Source organism: Albidovulum salinarum (genome assembly GCF_025673475.1).
In the GTDB taxonomy this organism is placed as follows: Bacteria; Pseudomonadota; Alphaproteobacteria; order Rhodobacterales; family Rhodobacteraceae; genus Albidovulum; species Albidovulum salinarum.
On the sequence record NZ_JAOVQO010000011.1, the window covers coordinates 37448 to 54265 of the forward strand.

Genomic DNA, 16818 nt, shown 5'->3' on the forward strand with positions numbered 1-16818 from the left:
ATGACGATGATGCTGCGCCCCGAGGACAAGCGGCTGATCGAGGCCTGGCAGCGCGACCTGCCGCTCGTGCCGCATCCCTTCGCCGAGATCGGTGCCGCACTCGGGCTGTCGGAGGAGGAGGTATTGGCGCGGCTCCGCCACCTTGCCGCGATGGGCGCCATCGCCCGCGTCGGCGGCACCTGCCGGCCGAACACGATCGGTGCCTCGACGCTCGCGGCGATGGAGGTGCCCGACCTCCGCGTCGACGAAGTCGCCGCCATCGTCGGCGCCGAACCGGGGGTAAATCATTCGTACCTGCGCGAAAATGCGCTCAATCTCTGGTTCGTCGGCACCGGGCCCGACCGGCTTCATCTCGACGCGACCCTCGCGCGGATCGAGAAGCGCACCGGCTTGAGGGTCCTCGACCTGCCGCTTGTCCGCGCCTTCAACGTCGATCTCGGCTTCCCGCTCGAGGGCGAAAGGCGGATGCCGCCGGCCTCCGCCCCGGCCGACCTCAGCGCCATCCGTCCCGACGACGGCGCGATAATCCAGGCGATGACTGACGGGCTCGCGCTGGTCGCGCGCCCCTTCGCGGCGCTTGGCGACGATCTCGGCCGGGCGGAGATGGAGGTGATCTCGCGGCTCCGGGCCCTGACTGAGGCGCGCATCCTCACCCGGCTCGGCATCATCGTGCGCCACCGTGCCATCGGCTGGCGTTCGAACGCGATGGTCGTGTGGGACGTGCCGGAGGACGAGATCGACCGGGCGGGTCCCGCGCTTGCCGGCTATCCCGGCGTCACGCTCTGCTACCAGCGCCGCCCGGCACCGGGGAAATGGCGCTACCGGCTCTATTCGATGATCCACGCCCGCACCCGCAGCGAGGCGCTCGACATCCTCACGGGCGCGGCCGACCTGCCCGAGCTTCGGGGCAAGGACCACGAGGTTCTGTTCTCGCTGCGCTGCTTCAAGCAGACCGGGGCTCTGGTCCACGACCGCGGCACGGTGGCGGCATGAGACGCGCGCCCCTCCCCGACGGCGCGCTCGACGCGACCGACCGGCGCATCCTCAACGCGCTGCAGGAGGGCTTTCCGCTCGTCCCCCGGCCTTTCGCCGAGGCCGGCGCGGCGTTGGGCCTTGCCGAACAGGAGCTGATCGACCGCATCGCCCGCCTGAAGGAGATCGGCGCGGTGACCCGGTTCGGCCCGTTCTTCGACGCCGAAGCGATGGGCGGCGCCTTCTGCCTCTGTGCGATGGCGGTTCCGGAGGCGGACTTCGACCGCGTCGCCGAGATCGTCAACGCCTTCCCCGAGGTCGCCCACAACTACGCCCGCAGCCACCGCCTCAACATGTGGTTCGTTCTGGCGACCGCGACGCCGGAGGAGATCGCCGCGACCGCGGACAGGATCAAGGCCGCGACGGGGCTTTCGGTCCTGCTCTTCCCGAAACTGAAGGAATTCTTCATCGGCTTCCGGGTGGCGGCATGAGGATCGACGCGACCGACCGCCGGATCATCGAGGCGACGCAAGCCGGGCTGCCGCTGGTGGCCGAGCCCTATGCCGAACTCGCCGACCGGCTGGATATCCCTGAGGACGAGCTCCTCGGGCGGCTCTCGGTGATGCAGGGCCGCGGCATCATCCGCCGTATCGCGCTCGCGCCCAACCATTACGCGCTCGGGATGGCCGCGAACGGGATGAGCGTCTGGGACGTCGCCGACGAGACCGCCGAGCGGCTTGGCGCGACGGTCGGGGCGCTTCCCTTCGTCTCGCATTGCTACCTGCGCCCCCGCGCCCTGCCCGAATGGCCCTACAACCTCTTCGCGATGATCCACGGCACCACGCGGGACGAAGTGGAGGCGCTGCGCAGCGAGATCGCGGCGCTGCTCGGCGACGCGCACCGCGCCTCGGATATCCTCTATTCGACGCGCATCCTGAAAAAGACCGGCCTCAGGCTGAAAGCAGAAGGAGGCTAGGATGTTCCGGCTGACCCAATACATGCAGGAGCTTGTCGACCCGACCCCGGTGCGTCGCCGCGCGGGGCCAGTGAAGCCGGTGGTGATCTGGAACCTCACACGGCGCTGCAACCTGCGCTGTCGCCATTGCTACACGACCTCGGCGGATGTGCATTTCCCCGGCGAGCTCAGCCACGAGCAGGCGATGGGCGTGCTCGACGACCTGCACGAATTCGGCGTCTTCGCGCTGATCCTCTCGGGCGGAGAGCCCCTGTCACGCTTCGACTTCTTCGAGCTGGCCGAACGCGCCCGCGACCTGAAGTTCCGCCACCTTTCGCTGTCGACGAATGGCACAAAGCTCACGGGCGACACCGCGAATCGGGTGGCCGATCTCGGCTTCGACTACGTCGGCATCTCGCTCGACGGGATCGGCGAACGGAACGACTGGTTCCGGGGCGTCGACGGTGCCTATGCTGAGGCGCTGCAGGGCGTGCGCGACTGCAAGGCGCGAGGCATCAAGGTCGGCCTGCGCTTCACCATTACCGAGAGCAATGCCGAGGACCTGCCCGGGATGCTTGACCTCTGCGAGGCCGAGGGGGTGGACAAGTTCTACCTCTCGCACCTCGTCTACGCCGGGCGCGGCGACAAGCACCGGGGCGAGGACACCGATCACCAGCGCACCCGCCGTGCGATGGACCTCCTGATCGACCGCGCCTGGGACGCGGTCTCGAAGGGCCGGCCGCTGGAGATCGTCACCGGCAACAACGACGCCGACGCGGTCTATTTCCTGCGCTGGGTCGAGCGCAACTTCGATGCGGGCAAGGCCGCGCATGTGCGGGCGCATCTGGAAGCCTGGGGTGGCAATTCCTCGGGCCTCGGGGTCGCGAATATCGACCACCAGGGCCGCGTGCACCCGGACACTTACTGGTCCGACTACACGATCGGCAGCGTTAAGACCGAGCCCTTTTCGGCGCTCTGGACCGGGGCGGACCCGATGCTCGCGACGCTGCGCCAGCGGCCGCGCCCCCTCAAGGGCCGCTGCGGCGCCTGCGCCTTCAAGGAGGTTTGCGGCGGCAATACCCGCATCCGCGCCCTGCAGCTGACCGGCGATCCCTGGGCCGAGGACCCCGCCTGCTACCTTTCCGCCGAGGAAATCGGCGTCGAGGAGTCCGACCGTCTCACCGTCGCACCCTTCCGGGGCAAGAGCCATGATCCTGCGCACCGTTTCTTCTAGCCTCCTCGCCGCGCTCGCGCTGGCCTCCGCCCCCGCCCTCGCCGATCCCGCCGCGCTCTACTCCGAGCACTGCGCGAGCTGCCACGGCGAGAACCGCCTCGGCGGCACCGGCCCCGCGCTGATCCCCGAGACCTTGGGCCGCATGCGCGGCCCCGCCGTCGAGGACGTCATCGCCCACGGCCGCCCGGCGACGCAGATGCCCGCCTTCGCCGAAACGCTCCGGGCCGAGGACATCGCGGCACTTGCCGCCCATCTCGGCGAACCGCTCGCCGAGGTGCCGGAATGGACCGAGGCCGACATCGACGGCACCCGCGAGATGGTGGCCGACTACACCCCGGCCGCAGCGCCGGTCTTTTCGGGCGATCCGATGAACATCACGCTCGTGGTCGAGACCGGCGATCACCATGTCAGCGTGCTCGACGGAGACACGTTCGATGTGCTCGACCGCTTCGCCACGCCCTTCGCGGTTCACGGCGGCCCGAAATTCTCGCCCGACGGCCGCTACGTCTTCATCATGTCGCGCGACGGCTGGGTCCAGAAATACGATATCTGGTCGCTCCGCGAGGTCGGCCGGGTCCGCGCCGGGCTCAACTCCCGCAACATCGCGATGAGCCATGACGGCAAGTGGCTTGCGGTCGCCAACTACCTGCCGATGACGCTGACGATCCTCTCGACCGAGGATCTGAGCGTCGCGAAGGTGATCGACGTCATCGGCCGCGACGGCACTGCCTCGCGCGTCTCCGCCGTCTACCAGGCGCCGGAACGCAAGAGCTTCGTCCTCGCCCTCAAGGACACGCCGGAGATCTGGGAGGTCGCGACCGACCCGGATGCCGGGCCCTATCACGAGGGCTTCGTCCACAGTTTCGAGGCCGGGATGGAGGAATCGCTCGCCGCGGAACAGGGGCTGTTCGCGCGGCGCCGGATCATGGTGGACGAGCCGCTCGACGATTTCTTCTTTACCCCCGACTACGCCAACCTGATCGGCGCGAGCCGCGCGGGCGACAAGGGAGTCGTCGTCAACCTCATCGTCGGCCGGCCGATCGCGGAACTGCCGCTGCCGGGGATGCCGCATCTCGGCTCGGGCATCTCCTGGATGCGGGGCGGCCACCGGGTGATGGCGACGCCGCATCTGAAGGAGGGCGTGCTCTCGGTGATCGACATCGACGACTGGACGATCTTGACGACGATCGAGACCGAGGGGCCGGGCTTCTTCCTCAGGAGCCATGAAAACAGCCCCTATGTCTGGGCCGATGTCTTCTTCGGGCCGAACAAGGACGCGATGCAGATCATCGACAAGGAGACGCTGGAGATCGTGAAGACGCTCAACCCGGCGCCGGGCAAGACCGTCGCCCATACCGAGTTCACCCGCGACGGCAGCCATGCGCTGGTCTCGATCTGGGAGGATGACGGCGCGGTCATCGTCTATGACGCCAAGACCTTCGAAGAGGTGAAGCGGCTGCCGATGCGCAAGCCCTCAGGAAAGTACAATGTCTGGAACAAGATCACCTTCTCGGACGGCACCAGCCATTGAGGGCCGTTGGCCGGTCTGGAAGCTCGGGCTGCTGCTCTATCCCTTCGCCGCCGCCGCGGTGGCGATCAACCTCTTCATGCTGGCGCTGATGGGTCAGGCGATCGGGCTCACCGCGCTGTCGCCGGTCACCACGCTCTGGCTCGCGCTGCCCTTGGGCATCCCCGCGACCTGGGCCGCGGGACACTGGGTGCGCCACCTCCTCGACGAGGCAGCGCGGTAGAACCGGGTCCGAGCGGAAGAAACCACGCCAGGTTCAGGTGCCTCCCCTCCCCCTCGTGGGGAGGGGATGGGGGTGGGGGCAGCCCCCCTCCCTCTCCCTCCCCCACAAGGGGGGAGGGAAGCGCCCGGCCGCATCCGCGCGCCGCTGCATCGGCCAAGCTCCGGCTCAGAGCGCGAAGAGCCGCGAGGCGATCGGCGCGGGGCCGGTCAGCCCCGCGAGGACCCGCATGTGCCAGCCGAGCGCGAGGTTGGACGAGATCACCGGCTTGCCGATCCGCCGCTCGGCCTCCGCCGCGATCCCCGCGACGCGGAGGTTGGTGCAGGAGACGAAGACCCCGTCGCACTCGGCCATCGCATCGACCGCCTCGATGGCCGAAAGGATGCTCTCGGGCGCGATCCGGGCCACCACGCGGTCGTCGCCCTCCTCGAACGAGCCGAATCCCGCGATCTCGAACCCGTTCGCCTCCAGAAGCGCCCGCATCGCCGCCGAGACGCTCTCGACGTAAGGCGTCACGAAGCCGAGCCGCTTCAGCCCGAGCGCCCGGCAGGCCGCCATCGTCGCGCTGACCGGATCGGTGACCCTGGCGCCGGGCCGTGCCCGGTTGATCGCCCGCGCGACCCCTTCGGGGCCAATCACGGTCGCGCCCGAGGTGCAGCCATAGCCGATCACGTCGAAGGCCACCTCGGGCAGCATCCCTGCCGCCTGCGGCAGCGCCGCCTCCATGCTGGCGAGCGTCTCGGACGTCACCTCGGGCGGCATCTCGATCCGGCTGTGATAGAGCGCGACGCCGTTCGCAGGTAGCAGCACCCGCATTTCGTTTTCCAGCGTCTCGTCGGCGGGAAGCACGACGAGGCCGAGCGTGGCCCCCGGCCCCATGCCCGCGTCGGTCGCGAATGGCAGCTTCATCGCCCCTCCCTCAGCCGATCACCGGCAGATCCCGCGCGGCGCGCGTCGACAGCAGGACCGGTGCGCCATCGGTCACGACGATGTTCTCCTCGTGCACCATGATCCGCCCGTCACCGTAGCTCAGCGAGGGCTCAAGCGTCAGCACCATGTTCGCCTCGAGCACGGTCTCGTCGAAGAGAGCATGCGACGGCCATTCGGTGAGCTGCATCCCGAGCCCGTGGCCCAGCCGCCCGACATCGCCCGGCCCGGTGTCGTATTCGGCGATCACGCCCTGCATCGCCCGGAAGAGGTCGCGGCAAGTGACACCGGGGCGCGCGGCGGCAAGCCCCGCCTCGGTCGCGCGCCACAGCACGTCATAGGCCCGGCGCGAGGCGTCGTCGGCGCGGCCCACCGCCCAGTTGCGGTCGAAGTCACAGAAATAGCCGTCGAAGACCGAGCCGGTGTCGAGCATCAGGATGTCGCCCGCCTGCAGCGGCCGCGACGAGGGCGGCGAGATCACGTCGTGATAACCGCCCTGATCGGCGCCGCCGACGAGATAGGGCACGTCGTCAGCCCCCTCCTCCAGACAGGCGCGGCGAAAGGCGCGGAAGGTCTCTTCCAGCGGCTGGCCGGAATGGACGAAGTCCGGCACCCGCGCGAAGGTGCGCGAGGCGATGGCGCAGATATGGCCGATCTTCTCGATCTCGCGCGGCGATTTCACCATGCGGAGCCCGCGGATGATCGGCGTCGCGTCGGCGATCTCCAGCCCCGGCAGCCCGGCGATCAGCCGCTCGTAATCGCCCAGCGGCATCCGGAGCTGCGTCTCGTGCCCCTTCGGCAGGCCGATCTTCGCCCCGCGCCCGGCATAGGGCGCGAGCAGGTCGGTCAGGAGCCCGATCCCGTCATCCTCGGGCGCGGGCGCGGACCAGGTACGGATATCCTCGACCCAGGTCCGCCGCATCAGCGCCGCGCCGATCTCGGGGATCACCGCGACGGGCTTGCCCTTCGCCGGCAGAAAGAGGAACCACGGCCGGGTCGGGCTTTGCCAGAAGAGCGTCTGGTAGCCCGAGAAATAGCGCACCTCGGCCTCGGTCATCACCAGGATGCCGTCGAGCCCGGCGCCCGCCATCAGCGCTTGCGCGCGGTCGAGCCTCGCCTCGAACTCGGCCGTCGGAAAGCCGCGTTCGGGGACGCTCATCGCGCGGCCCCGGCCATGATGCGGTCGTAGATCGCGGCATCGGTCACGCCCTCGGAGCCGATCACCAGCACGACCGAGCCCGCGTCGAGCCCGAGCGCCGCGCGCAGGCTCTCGTCGCCCGCCGCGGCGATCACCGCGGCAAGGCCCGCGACCGCGGATTCGCCCGCCTTGATCGCCGGATCCTTGCCCTCCGGCCGCGCGAGGCGGCGCATCGTCGGCGCGACGTAGTCGTCGGGTATAGTGACGAAGTCCGAGGCTTCCTCGGACAGGATCTTCCATGCCAGCGTCGAGGGTTCGCCGCAGGAGAGCCCGGCCATCACCGTCTCCTCGGCGATGGCGACCGGTGTGGCCCGGCCCTCCTTCGCGCTCTCGTAGAGGCAGGCGGCGAGGTCGGGCTCGACGATCACCACGCGGGGGCCGGCCTTGCCCCATGCCTGGCGCAGCGCCGCGGTGACGGAAGCCGCGAGCCCGCCGACGCCGCCCTGCAGGAAGACATGGGTCGGCGGCGTCTCCATTGCGCCAGTCACCTCGTTCGTCATCACGCCGTAACCCGCCATCACGTCGCGCGGCGGCTGGGTGTAGCCCTCCCACGACGTGTCGGAGACGACGAACCAGCCGTTCGCCTCGGACTCCTCGCGCGCCGCGCGCACCGAGTCGTCGTAGTCGCCGTCGACCACAACGACCGTCGCGCCCAGATCGCGCATCGCGTCGATCCGGCCCTGGCTCACATCCCTGTGGACATAGATCCGGCACGGCGCGCCGAACATCCGCGCGCCCCAGGAGAGCGAGCGCCCGTGGTTGCCGTCGGTCGCCGAGGCGAGCGTGATCTTCGCCGCCTCGCCCGCGAGCTTGCCGCTGCGGATCTCCTCCAGCGCGACCTCGCGGCCGAGCCGGCGCGACAGCTCGCGCTGCAGGACGCAAGCGCCGGCATAGGCACCGCCCAGCGCCTTGAAGCTGCCGAGCCCGAAGCGCGGCCCCTCGTCCTTGTAGAGGATCGCGGCCAGCCCGAGCTCGCGGGCGAGATCGCCGAGCCGGTGCAACGGCGTCGGCGCGTAGCCCGGCCACTGGGTGATCTCGGCGATGGCGCGGGCGAAGTCTGCGCGGGTCAGCACCTCCTCGGCGGCGGCGCCGGGGGTAGGGTCGACATAAACATGGCCGATCTTCGCGGGGTCGAAATGCTGGGTCATGCGCTGTCTCCTCCTCGCGCTGCGTTGGGTGATGGGTAGCGCATTCCGGCGTACGATTTCGGGATATGAGTGACGGAAACCGTCCGATTCTCGTCGATCATGTCACAAGAACGTGCGAAATTCGGACACCATCACACCGGAAGCCTCTCATGCCCGAAAGACTCGCCGCTCTCGACCCGTTCGACCTCCGTCTACTAGAGCTTTTGCAGGAGAACTGCCGCCGCACCGCCGAGCAGCTTTCCGAGCATCTCGGCCTCTCGCCGACGGCGGTGCAGAAACGGCTGAAGCGGCTGCGCGAGACCGGCGTGGTCGAGCGCGAGATCGCGATCCTCGATCCCGGAGCGGCCGGGCGCGGGATGACGATCATCGTCGAAGTCTCGATGGAGCGCGAGAACCTCGGCGTGCTCGAAAGCTTCAAGCGGCGGATGCAGGAGGCGCCCTTGGTGCAGCAATGCTACTACACCACCGGCGAGGCGGATTTCACGCTGATCCTCGTCGTCAGGGACATCGCCGAGTACCAGACCTTCACGCAGGAGAATTTCTTCGGCACGCCCGAGGTCAGCAAGTTCAAGACGTCGATCGTGATGGACCGGGTGAAGGTCGGGCTCGGCGTGAGTCTAGACGCCTGAGCGATCTGGACGGGAGGCGCGGAAAGGGGTCTTCTGGGCGGGCGGTTTGGAACGGAGCGGAGACGATGGCGGAACTTGAACGGCGGATCGCGGCGGGGCGCGGGGACGAGCCGGCCGATATCGTCCTGAGGGGCGGGCAGGTCTTCGACGTCGTGACAGGGGCGATGATCGCGGGCGACGTCGCTGTCTGCGGCGACACTATCGTGGGCATCGGCGCCGACTACGAGGGGCGCGAAGTGATCGACGTCGCGGGGCTGGTGCTGGTACCGGGCTTCATCGATACGCATCTGCATATAGAAAGCTCGCTCGTCACCCCGTTCGAGTTCGACCGCTGCGTCGCGCCCCGCGGCATCACTACCGCGATCTGCGACCCGCACGAGATCGCCAACGTGGTGGGTGTGGACGGCATCCGCTACTTCCAGGAGGCGAGCCGCCATACGCTGATGGACATCCGGGTGCAGCTCTCCTCCTGCGTGCCGTCGACGCATATGGAGACCGCCGGTGCCCGGATCGAGGCGGCGGATCTGGCACCGCTGATGGGCCATCCCTCGGGCATCGGGCTTGCCGAGTTCATGAACTATCCCGGCGTGATCCACCGCGATCCCGGCGCGATGGCGAAGCTCGCGCTCTTCGAGGGCGGCCATGTCGACGGCCATTGCCCGCAACTTTCGGGCCGCGACCTCAACGCATATATCGCCGCCGGCATCCGCACCGAGCACGAGGCGACCACCGCCGAGGAGGCGCTGGAGAAGCTGAGGAAGGGGATGCGGGTGCTGATCCGCGAGGGCTCGGTCTCGAAGGACCTCGAGGCGCTGGCACCCGTTCTGACCGAAGCGACCTCGGCCTATCTCTGCCTTTGCACCGACGACCGCAATCCCCTCGACATCGCCGAGCATGGCCATCTCGACTACATGATCCGGCGGCTGATCGAAAAGGGCGCCTCGCCGCTCGCGGTCTATCGCGCGGCGTCGCTGTCGGCGGCGGAGGCCTTCGGGCTGAAGGACCGCGGTCAGATCGCGCCGGGCAAGCGGGCCGATATCGTCGCGGTCGACAGCCTCGAAGGCTGCCACGCCCAACTTGTCCTCTGCGCCGGGCGGCGCGTCGATGATGCCGCCTTTGCCGCGCGGCAGACGATCCCCCCGGTCGGGCGCGGCTCGGTCAAGGCGCCGGTCGTGCGGGCCGAGGATTTCCGCGCCCGCGCCAACCGGACCGAGACCGACGTCATCGGCATCATCGAGGGCAAGATCATCACCGCGCATCTGCGCGAGGAAATCCCGATCACCGATGGCGACAAGCGCCCCGACCTCACCCGCGACCTGATCCGCATCGCGGTGGTGGAGCGGCACGGCAAGAACGGCAACATCGCCAACGGCTTCGTGAAGGGCTTCGGGCTGAAAGCCGGGGCCATCGCCTCGACCGTCTGCCACGACCACCACAACATCGCCGTCGTCGGCGCCGACTATGCCGACATGGCGCTCGCCGCGAACCGGCTGGGCGAGATCGAGGGCGGCTTCGTCGTGGCGCAGGGCGGCAAGGTGCTCGCCGAGCTCGCGCTGCCGGTGGCGGGGCTGATGAGCCTCGACCCGTTCGAGACGGTGCGCGACCGGCTGGTGGCCCTGCGCGCGGCGGCGACGGGGCTCGGCGTCACGCTGGAGGAGCCGTTCCTGCAGCTCGCCTTCCTCGCCCTGCCGGTGATCCCGGCGCTGAAGATCACCGACCGGGGCATGGTGGACGTGACGAAGTTCGAGATCATTCCGGGGTGAGCCCGACGCAGGAAACCCGCGTCGGACAATCGTGCAGCTAGCGTACAGCGGACGTATGCCCTGCGTCGGTACGGCGGCGGCCGCCTCTCACATCGCTTCCGCGTTGAAGTGGAAGAGCTGCTGGTCGCCGATCTTGTAGCCCTCGATCAGGCCCTCGGCCTTGTCGCTCGTGAGCCAGTCCTCGAGCGCCTTTGCGGCGTCGGCCTTGACGTGCGCGTGCTTCTCCGGGTTGACCGGCAGGTAGGCGTACTGGTTGAAGAGCGCCTTGTCGCCCTCGTAGAGGAGGCCGAGGTTCGCCTTGTTCTCGAAGTTGAGCCAGCTCGCCCGGTCCGAAAGGATGTAGGCGTCCATGCCGGCCGCGGTGTTCAGCGCGGCACCCATGCCCTGGCCGACGGCCTTGTACCAGTCGCCCGCGGGCTCGATCCCGGCGGCCTTCCAGAGCTTCAGTTCGGCCTTGTGGGTGCCGCTGTCGTCGCCGCGGCTGACGAAGGGGGCTTGCGCCGCCGCGATCCCGGCGAAGGCCTCGGTCGCGGCGGTCGCCGCCTTCACGCCCGCCGGATCGGCGGCGGGGCCGACGACGACGAAGTCGTTGTACATGATCTCGCGCCGGTGGGTGGCGTGGCCGGCAGCGACGAATTCCTCCTCGGCGGCCTTGGAATGGACGAGGACGGCGTCGACGTCGCCGGCCTCGCCGAGCTTCAGCGCCTGGCCGGTGCCAACGACGAGAAGCTCGACGGTGATCCCGGTGTCCTTCTCGATCTCGGGCAGAAGAATTTCCGCGAGGCCGGAATTGGCGAAGGACGTGGTGACGGCCATCTTGAGCTCTTCGGCCCCGGCGGCGGTCGCGAGCCAGAGCGCCGACAGGGCGGCAATGGCGGTCGTGAGTTTCATGGTAAAAGGTCTCCGTTGATATGGGCCCTGGCTTCCGGCGTTCCCGGCCCGGCAAAGAACGCGTCCCGAGAGCCGGATTCGATCAGCCGGCCATCGGAGAGGAAGAGGATGTCGTCGGCGAGGCGGCGGGCCTGGCCGACGTTATGGGTCGACATGACGATGCGGGTGCCCCTGTCGCGGGCACCGGTCAGGACGCGCTCGATCTCGGCGGTCGAATGCAGGTCGAGGTTGGCGCAGGGCTCGTCGAGGAACAGCACCTCGGGGGCGCGTATCAGCGCGCGGGCGAGCGCCATCTTCTGCCGCTCGCCGCCCGAGAGCACGTTCACCGGCGCGCTCAGCGTCACCTTCAGCCCGACCATGTCGGCTTCCCGCTCTGCCGCCTTGCGCGCCTCGCGCCGCGAGAGGCCGTCGAGGATCAGCGGATAGGCGATGCAGTCGATGACGCTCCGCCGCATCAGGATCGGGGTCTGGAACACGAAGGCCTGCCGCGCGCGGATCTGGTCGGCCTCGCCCCGCCACTGCATCCGGCCCCGGCTGATCCGTTCGAGCCCGTGCATGCAGCGCAGGAGCGAGGTCTTGCCCGCCCCGTTCGGCCCCATGACGATGGTGATTCCCTCGCCTTCGAGCCTGTAGGTCACCGGCCCGAGGATGCGCTTGCCCTGGCGGCGCAGCTCCACCTCGTCGAGCGTGAGCGGCAGGATCGGGCTTACCATCGGCTGCCCCTTTCGGTGCCCGAGAGCACATGCAGCGCAAGGTTCACCGCGACGGCGAGGGCGATCAGCACGAAGCCTAGGGCAAGGGCAAGTCCGAAGTCACCCTTGCCGGTTTCGAGCGCGATCGCGGTCGTGAGCACCCGCGTCGCGTGGTCGATATTTCCGCCGACGATCATGATCGCGCCAACCTCGCCGATGGCGCGGCCGAAGCCCGCGAGCGCGGCGGTCATCAGCGCCCGGCGCCCGTCCCAGAGAAGCGTACCGATGCGTTGGCGGCGCGTGGCGTGGAGCGAGATCAGGAGGTCGTGGTAATCGGCCCAGAGCTCGCGGATCGCCTGGTGCGAGATCGAGGCGATGATCGGGGTGATGATGATCACCTGGGCGATGATCATCGCGGTCGGTGTGAAGAGGAGGCCGAGAACGCCCAAGGGGCCGGACCGCGAGAGGGTGACGTAGACGACGAGGCCGACGACGACCGGCGGCAGGCCCATCAACGCGTTCAGGACCACGATGACGATGCGCCGGAGGCGGAACCGGTTGACCGCGATCCAGGCGCCCAAGGGCAGGCCGATCGCCGAGGCGATCAGCGTCGCGGTGACGGTGACCTGGAGCGAGCGCAGGGTGATCTCGGCGAGATCGGCGTCGAGCGTCACGACGAGGCGTGCCGCCTGGGTCAGACCCTCGAAGATGTCGTTCATCGCGCCCGGCTCCCTGTCGCCGTCTCTGGACGCCCTGCTTAAGTGGCCCGCAAGCCGTTGAAAACGGTCAATCTGTACTTGCGCGGGGAAAAAATGTTCACCATGTGCAAAGCGACGTCAGGTCGACGCGTTCCGACACCAGCCGAGGATCGCCGAGAAATCGAGCGGAATCGGTTCGGCGAACTCATGGGCGAAGGCCTCGAACCCGGGCAGGTTGGCGGCGTTCACCGCCGTCAGCACCGGCACGCCCGACGCCAGCGCGCGACCGATGACGGGCCGGAAGCCGCGGCCGTCGATCTCCTGCTTGCCGAACTTGTTGACGATGAGAAGCCGCGGGCGCGGCGTCGCATCGAGGGCCGCCTCGACGATGCCCACCGCCTGTTCGAGCCCCGAGGGATCGAGCCGGCAGCCCTTAGCGAGCGCCCCGAGATTCTGGGATATCCGCACGATCCGGTCGGCGGCGAGCACATGCAGGTCCATGTCGCAGTGATGCATCTCGCCGCGCTCGGAATTGACCTGCACCGCACCCGCGAGCGGCCAGCCCTCGTCGTGAAGCTGCCGCGCCACCTCGGCCAGCACGCGGTCCGCCGCGCCCCTGCCTTCCGCGATGACATAGCCGAGCATGTCTCCGATCCCCTTGAAACCGCTCCCGCCGGAATACAAGATGCCGCGCCAAACGGAAAGCTCTCCCATGACGCCTAGCCTGCCGATCCTGCCCGACCCCGCCGACCCGCGGCTGACCCGCCGCGTCACCGGCACCGACCAGACCGGTGCGGTGACCGAGATCGCGGTGGTCGAGGAGCGCCCGCTGACGATCTTCCTGAATTCCCAGGAGATCGTCACCGCGATGACGATCGGGGATTACCCGGACTACCTGGCGCTCGGGTTCCTGCGCAACCAGGGGATGCTGAAGGCCGACGACGTGGTGACGGGCGTCGATTACGACGAGGAGATCGAGACGGTCGTCGTCCGGACCGAGCGCGCGACGTCCTACGAAGAGAAGGTGAAGAAGAAGACCCGGACCTCCGGCTGCGCCGTGGGGACGGTCTTCGGCGACATGATGGAGGGGCTCGACGGGCTGGTGCTGCCGAAGGCGGAGGTCCGGACGAGCTGGCTCTACGCGCTCGCCAAGGCGATCAACACGACGCCCTCGCTCTATCTCGAGGCGGGCGCGATCCACGGCACGGTGCTCTGCGAGCGCGACCGGCCCTTGGTCTACATGGAGGATGTCGGCCGCCACAACGCGGTGGACAAGATCGCGGGGTTCCTCTTTCGCCATGAAGTCGAGGCCGGCGACAAGATCCTCTACACGACCGGGCGGCTGACCTCGGAAATGGTGATCAAGACCGCGCAGATGGGAATCCCGGTCCTCGCCTCGCGCTCGGGCTTCACCGCCTGGGGGGTGGAGATCGCGCGTCAGGTCGGGCTGACGCTCATTGGCCGGATGCGGGGGCATAGGTTCGTCTGCCTTGCGGGCGAGGAGCGGCTGGTGCGGGACGTCGACCCGGCGACGGTGCCGGAGGAGGATGCCAAGCACCGCAGGAAGGGGGCCGGTGATGAGTAGCGTGCCGGGCGTCATCCTTGCCGGCGGGCTCGCGACACGGATGGGCGGGGGCGACAAGGGGCTGAAGGTGGTCGCGGGCAAGCGGCTTCTCGACCATGTGGTCGCGCGGCTCGTCCCCCAGTGCGGCCCGCTCGCGATCAACGCCAATGGCGATCCGGCGCGGTTCGCCGAGTTCGGGCTGCCGGTCCTGGCCGACAGCCTGCCCGACTATCCAGGCCCCCTCGCCGGCGTCCTCGCCGGGCTCGACTGGGCGGCGGGGCTCGGTGCCGATTCCATTGTCACTGTCGCCGCCGACACGCCGTTCTTTCCCGCAGACCTGGTGGCGCGGCTTAAGGCCGCCGCCGGACCTTCCGGCCTCGCGCTCGCCGCCAGCCCCGACGCGGGCGGCAAGCTCTGGCAGCACCCGACCTTCGGGCTCTGGCCCGTGGCCTTGCGCGACGACCTGCGCGCGGCGCTCGAAGGCGGCCTAAGGAAGATCGTCCTCTGGACCGAGCGCCACGGGGCCGGCATCGCGGAATTTTCCTCCGACCCGTTCGATCCCTTCTTCAACATCAACACGCCCGAGGATATCGGCGAGGCCGAGCGGATCGTGGGGGCGGCATGAGGGTCTACGGCGTTACCGGCTGGAAGAACTCCGGCAAGACCACGCTGATGGAGCGGCTGGTGACCGAGATCACCGGCCGGGGTTTCTCGGTCTCGACCGTCAAGCACGCCCACCACGCCACCGAGATCGACCACGAGGGCCGCGACAGCTATCGCCACCGTCAGGCCGGTGCGCGCGAGGTTCTGGTCGCCTCGCCCGTCCGCTGGGCGCTGATGCACGAGCTCAGGGAGGCCAAGGAGCCGCCCCTGGCCGAACTGCTGACGAAGCTCTCCCCGGTCGATCTGGTGCTGATCGAAGGCTACAAGCGCGAGCCGCATCCGAAGGTGGAGGCGCACCGGCGCGAGACCGGGCGGCCGCTTCTGGCGGGCGAGAACGCCTCGGTTCGGGCGGTGGCGTCGAATGCCGCGCCCGAGGGGCTGTCGGTGCCGGTTTTTCACCTCGACGATGTGGGCACCATCGCCGATTTCATCCTGAAGGAGGTCGGGCTGTGAGCGAGCTGATCCCGCCGCGCCTACGCGACGATTGTTTCGCCATGCCGCAGGGCGTGGAATGGGTGCCGGTCGACGAGGCGCTCGCCCGGCTCCGCGACGCGCTCGCGCCGGTCACTCAGACCGAGCGGGTCGCCAGCGCCGCCGCCTCGGGCCGGGTGCTGGCGGCGGATGCCGTAGCCCGCCGTTCGAATCCGCCGCGCCCCAATTCGGCGGTCGACGGCTACGGCTTCGCGCATGAAGCGACCGGGGCCGGCGTGCAGCGCCTGCCGCTCGCCGCGGGTCGCGCCGCCGCCGGGCAGCCCTATGATGGCGCCGTTCCGGCGGGCCACGCGATCCGCATTCTCACCGGCGCGATCCTGCCCGAGGGCGTCGATACCGTGGTGCTGGAGGAGGATTGCGCGACCGATGGCCGGATCGTCGCCTTCGACGGGCCGGTGAAGCCGCGCGCCAATACCCGCAAGGCCGGCGAGGACGTGGCCGAGGGCGCGTTGGCGCTGCCCAAAGGCCACCGGCTCCGCGCACCCGATCTCGCGCTGCTGGCGGCCCTCGGGATCGCCGAGGTCGAGGTCGTGCGACGGCTCCGGGTCGGCGTGCTTTCGACCGGCGACGAGATCGTGGGTGAACCCGCCGAACCCGCCCTGCCGCACCAGATCTACGACGCGAACCGGCCGATGCTGCTGGCGCTCGCCGCCGCCTGGGGCGTGGTACCGGTCGACCTCGGCCATGTCCGCGACGACCCGGCCCTGATCGAGGCGGCGCTCGTCCGCGGCGCGGCGGAGGCGGACGTGATCCTGACCTCGGGCGGCGCCTCGGCCGGGGACGAGGACCACGTCTCGGCGCTTCTGCGCGCCAAGGGCACGCTGTCGAGCTGGCGGATCGCGATGAAGCCGGGGCGGCCCCTGGCGCTCGCGCTCTGGTCCGGCGTGCCAGTCTTCGGACTGCCGGGCAACCCGGTCGCGGCCTTCGTCTGCGCCGCGGTCTTCACCCGTCCCGCGCTCAGCCTGATGGCCGGTGCGGGCTGGGCCGAGCCCTTGGCGGTGACGCTGCCGGCCGGATTCACCAAGTCGAAGAAGGCCGGGCGGCGGGAATACCTGCGCGCCCGGATCGGCGCCGACGGGCGGGTCGAGGTCTTCGCCTCGGAAGGCTCGGGCCGGATCAGCGGGCTCGCCTGGGCTACCGGCCTCGTCGAGCTGCCCGACGAGGCGATGAACGTGGCGCCCGGAGATCCGGTGCGGTTCCTGCCCTACTCCGGGCTCGGGCTCTGAACGGGACACAAATTTTTG

Annotated in this window: 19 protein-coding genes; 12 read left to right on the forward strand and 7 right to left on the reverse strand. The window is 69.3% G+C overall.

From position 1 onward, the window contains the following. Genes ahbB (OEZ60_RS12545) through OEZ60_RS12570 form a run of 6 tightly spaced genes read left to right on the forward strand, consistent with a single transcriptional unit; the run spans position 1 to position 4912 of the window. Complete coding sequence (ahbB, locus tag OEZ60_RS12545) at positions 1-993, forward strand: siroheme decarboxylase subunit beta (RefSeq protein WP_263336667.1); 993 nt, start codon at positions 1-3, stop codon at positions 991-993. Then, on the forward strand, positions 990-1463 hold the full coding sequence (locus OEZ60_RS12550) for an Lrp/AsnC family transcriptional regulator (protein ID WP_263336669.1): 474 nt from the start codon (positions 990-992) through the stop codon (positions 1461-1463). The genes ahbB (OEZ60_RS12545) and OEZ60_RS12550 overlap by 4 nt, the downstream gene beginning before the upstream one ends. Beyond that, on the forward strand, positions 1460-1948 hold the full coding sequence (gene ahbB, locus OEZ60_RS12555; RefSeq protein ID WP_263336671.1) for a siroheme decarboxylase subunit beta: 489 nt from the start codon (positions 1460-1462) through the stop codon (positions 1946-1948). Before OEZ60_RS12550 ends, ahbB (OEZ60_RS12555) begins: the two co-directional genes overlap by 4 nt. 1 nt (position 1949) lies before the next feature. Then, positions 1950-3161, forward strand: a complete 1212-nt coding sequence (gene nirJ, locus OEZ60_RS12560; RefSeq protein WP_263336673.1) for a heme d1 biosynthesis radical SAM protein NirJ — start codon at positions 1950-1952, stop codon at positions 3159-3161. Then, positions 3136-4692 carry a nitrite reductase gene (locus OEZ60_RS12565; protein WP_263336675.1) on the forward strand — a complete coding sequence of 519 codons (1557 nt, stop codon included), beginning with the start codon at positions 3136-3138 and terminating at the stop codon, positions 4690-4692. Before nirJ ends, OEZ60_RS12565 begins: the two co-directional genes overlap by 26 nt. Continuing rightward, positions 4649-4912, forward strand: a complete 264-nt coding sequence (locus OEZ60_RS12570; protein WP_263336677.1) for a hypothetical protein — start codon at positions 4649-4651, stop codon at positions 4910-4912. Before OEZ60_RS12565 ends, OEZ60_RS12570 begins: the two co-directional genes overlap by 44 nt. Before the next feature lie 165 nt (positions 4913-5077). On the opposite strand, the gene OEZ60_RS12575 is transcribed toward OEZ60_RS12570, so the two are convergent. From OEZ60_RS12575 to OEZ60_RS12585, 3 genes are read right to left on the reverse strand one after another with little or no spacing between them, the layout of a single operon-like run. Next, positions 5078-5818, reverse strand: a complete 741-nt coding sequence (locus OEZ60_RS12575; protein ID WP_263336679.1) for a maleate cis-trans isomerase family protein — start codon at positions 5816-5818, stop codon at positions 5078-5080. A 10-nt stretch (positions 5819-5828) separates the two neighbouring features. Further along, positions 5829-6995 carry a M24 family metallopeptidase gene (locus tag OEZ60_RS12580; protein ID WP_263336680.1) on the reverse strand — a complete coding sequence of 389 codons (1167 nt, stop codon included), beginning with the start codon at positions 6993-6995 and terminating at the stop codon, positions 5829-5831. Then, positions 6992-8182, reverse strand: coding sequence for a diaminopropionate ammonia-lyase (locus OEZ60_RS12585; protein ID WP_263336682.1), 1191 nt, complete (start codon positions 8180-8182; stop codon positions 6992-6994). The genes OEZ60_RS12580 and OEZ60_RS12585 overlap by 4 nt, the downstream gene beginning before the upstream one ends. 149 nt (positions 8183-8331) lie before the next feature. Between OEZ60_RS12585 and OEZ60_RS12590 the strand changes: the two genes are divergently transcribed. Together OEZ60_RS12590 and ade are read left to right on the forward strand one after the other, a co-directional pair. Continuing rightward, the gene (locus tag OEZ60_RS12590; protein ID WP_263336685.1) at positions 8332-8811 is read left to right on the forward strand and encodes an Lrp/AsnC family transcriptional regulator; all 480 of its coding nucleotides are present in this window, start codon (positions 8332-8334) and stop codon (positions 8809-8811) included. A gap of 65 nt (positions 8812-8876) precedes the next feature. Next, positions 8877-10574, forward strand: coding sequence for an adenine deaminase (gene ade / locus OEZ60_RS12595; RefSeq protein ID WP_263336687.1), 1698 nt, complete (start codon positions 8877-8879; stop codon positions 10572-10574). A gap of 87 nt (positions 10575-10661) precedes the next feature. Here ade and OEZ60_RS12600 read toward each other — a convergent pair whose 3' ends face one another. The 4 genes from OEZ60_RS12600 to OEZ60_RS12615 all read right to left on the reverse strand — a co-directional run bounded on the left by OEZ60_RS12600 (position 10662) and on the right by OEZ60_RS12615 (position 13500). Further along, complete coding sequence (locus tag OEZ60_RS12600; RefSeq protein ID WP_263336689.1) at positions 10662-11465, reverse strand: ABC transporter substrate-binding protein; 804 nt, start codon at positions 11463-11465, stop codon at positions 10662-10664. Then, positions 11462-12178, reverse strand: coding sequence for an ATP-binding cassette domain-containing protein (locus OEZ60_RS12605; protein ID WP_263336691.1), 717 nt, complete (start codon positions 12176-12178; stop codon positions 11462-11464). The genes OEZ60_RS12600 and OEZ60_RS12605 overlap by 4 nt, the downstream gene beginning before the upstream one ends. Next, positions 12172-12876: an ABC transporter permease gene (locus OEZ60_RS12610; protein ID WP_263336692.1), complete on the reverse strand. Its 705-nt coding sequence runs from the start codon at positions 12874-12876 to the stop codon at positions 12172-12174. Before OEZ60_RS12610 ends, OEZ60_RS12605 begins: the two co-directional genes overlap by 7 nt. Positions 12877-12993: 117 nt before the next feature. Then, entirely contained in the window at positions 12994-13500 is a 507-nt protein-coding gene (locus OEZ60_RS12615) for a DUF2478 domain-containing protein (RefSeq protein ID WP_263336694.1), read from the reverse strand. 67 nt (positions 13501-13567) lie between these two features. Between OEZ60_RS12615 and OEZ60_RS12620 the strand changes: the two genes are divergently transcribed. Genes OEZ60_RS12620 through OEZ60_RS12635 form a run of 4 tightly spaced genes read left to right on the forward strand, consistent with a single transcriptional unit; the run spans position 13568 to position 16800 of the window. Beyond that, a complete protein-coding gene (locus tag OEZ60_RS12620; protein WP_263336695.1) occupies positions 13568-14440 on the forward strand; it encodes a formate dehydrogenase accessory sulfurtransferase FdhD in 873 nt (290 codons plus the stop codon). Beyond that, positions 14433-15044: a molybdenum cofactor guanylyltransferase MobA gene (mobA, locus tag OEZ60_RS12625; protein ID WP_263336697.1), complete on the forward strand. Its 612-nt coding sequence runs from the start codon at positions 14433-14435 to the stop codon at positions 15042-15044. Before OEZ60_RS12620 ends, mobA begins: the two co-directional genes overlap by 8 nt. After that, positions 15041-15535, forward strand: a complete 495-nt coding sequence (gene mobB, locus OEZ60_RS12630; protein ID WP_263336699.1) for a molybdopterin-guanine dinucleotide biosynthesis protein B — start codon at positions 15041-15043, stop codon at positions 15533-15535. Before mobA ends, mobB begins: the two co-directional genes overlap by 4 nt. Further along, the gene (locus tag OEZ60_RS12635; protein WP_263336700.1) at positions 15532-16800 is read left to right on the forward strand and encodes a molybdopterin-binding protein; all 1269 of its coding nucleotides are present in this window, start codon (positions 15532-15534) and stop codon (positions 16798-16800) included. The genes mobB and OEZ60_RS12635 overlap by 4 nt, the downstream gene beginning before the upstream one ends. Positions 16801-16818: the final 18 nt, after the last annotated feature.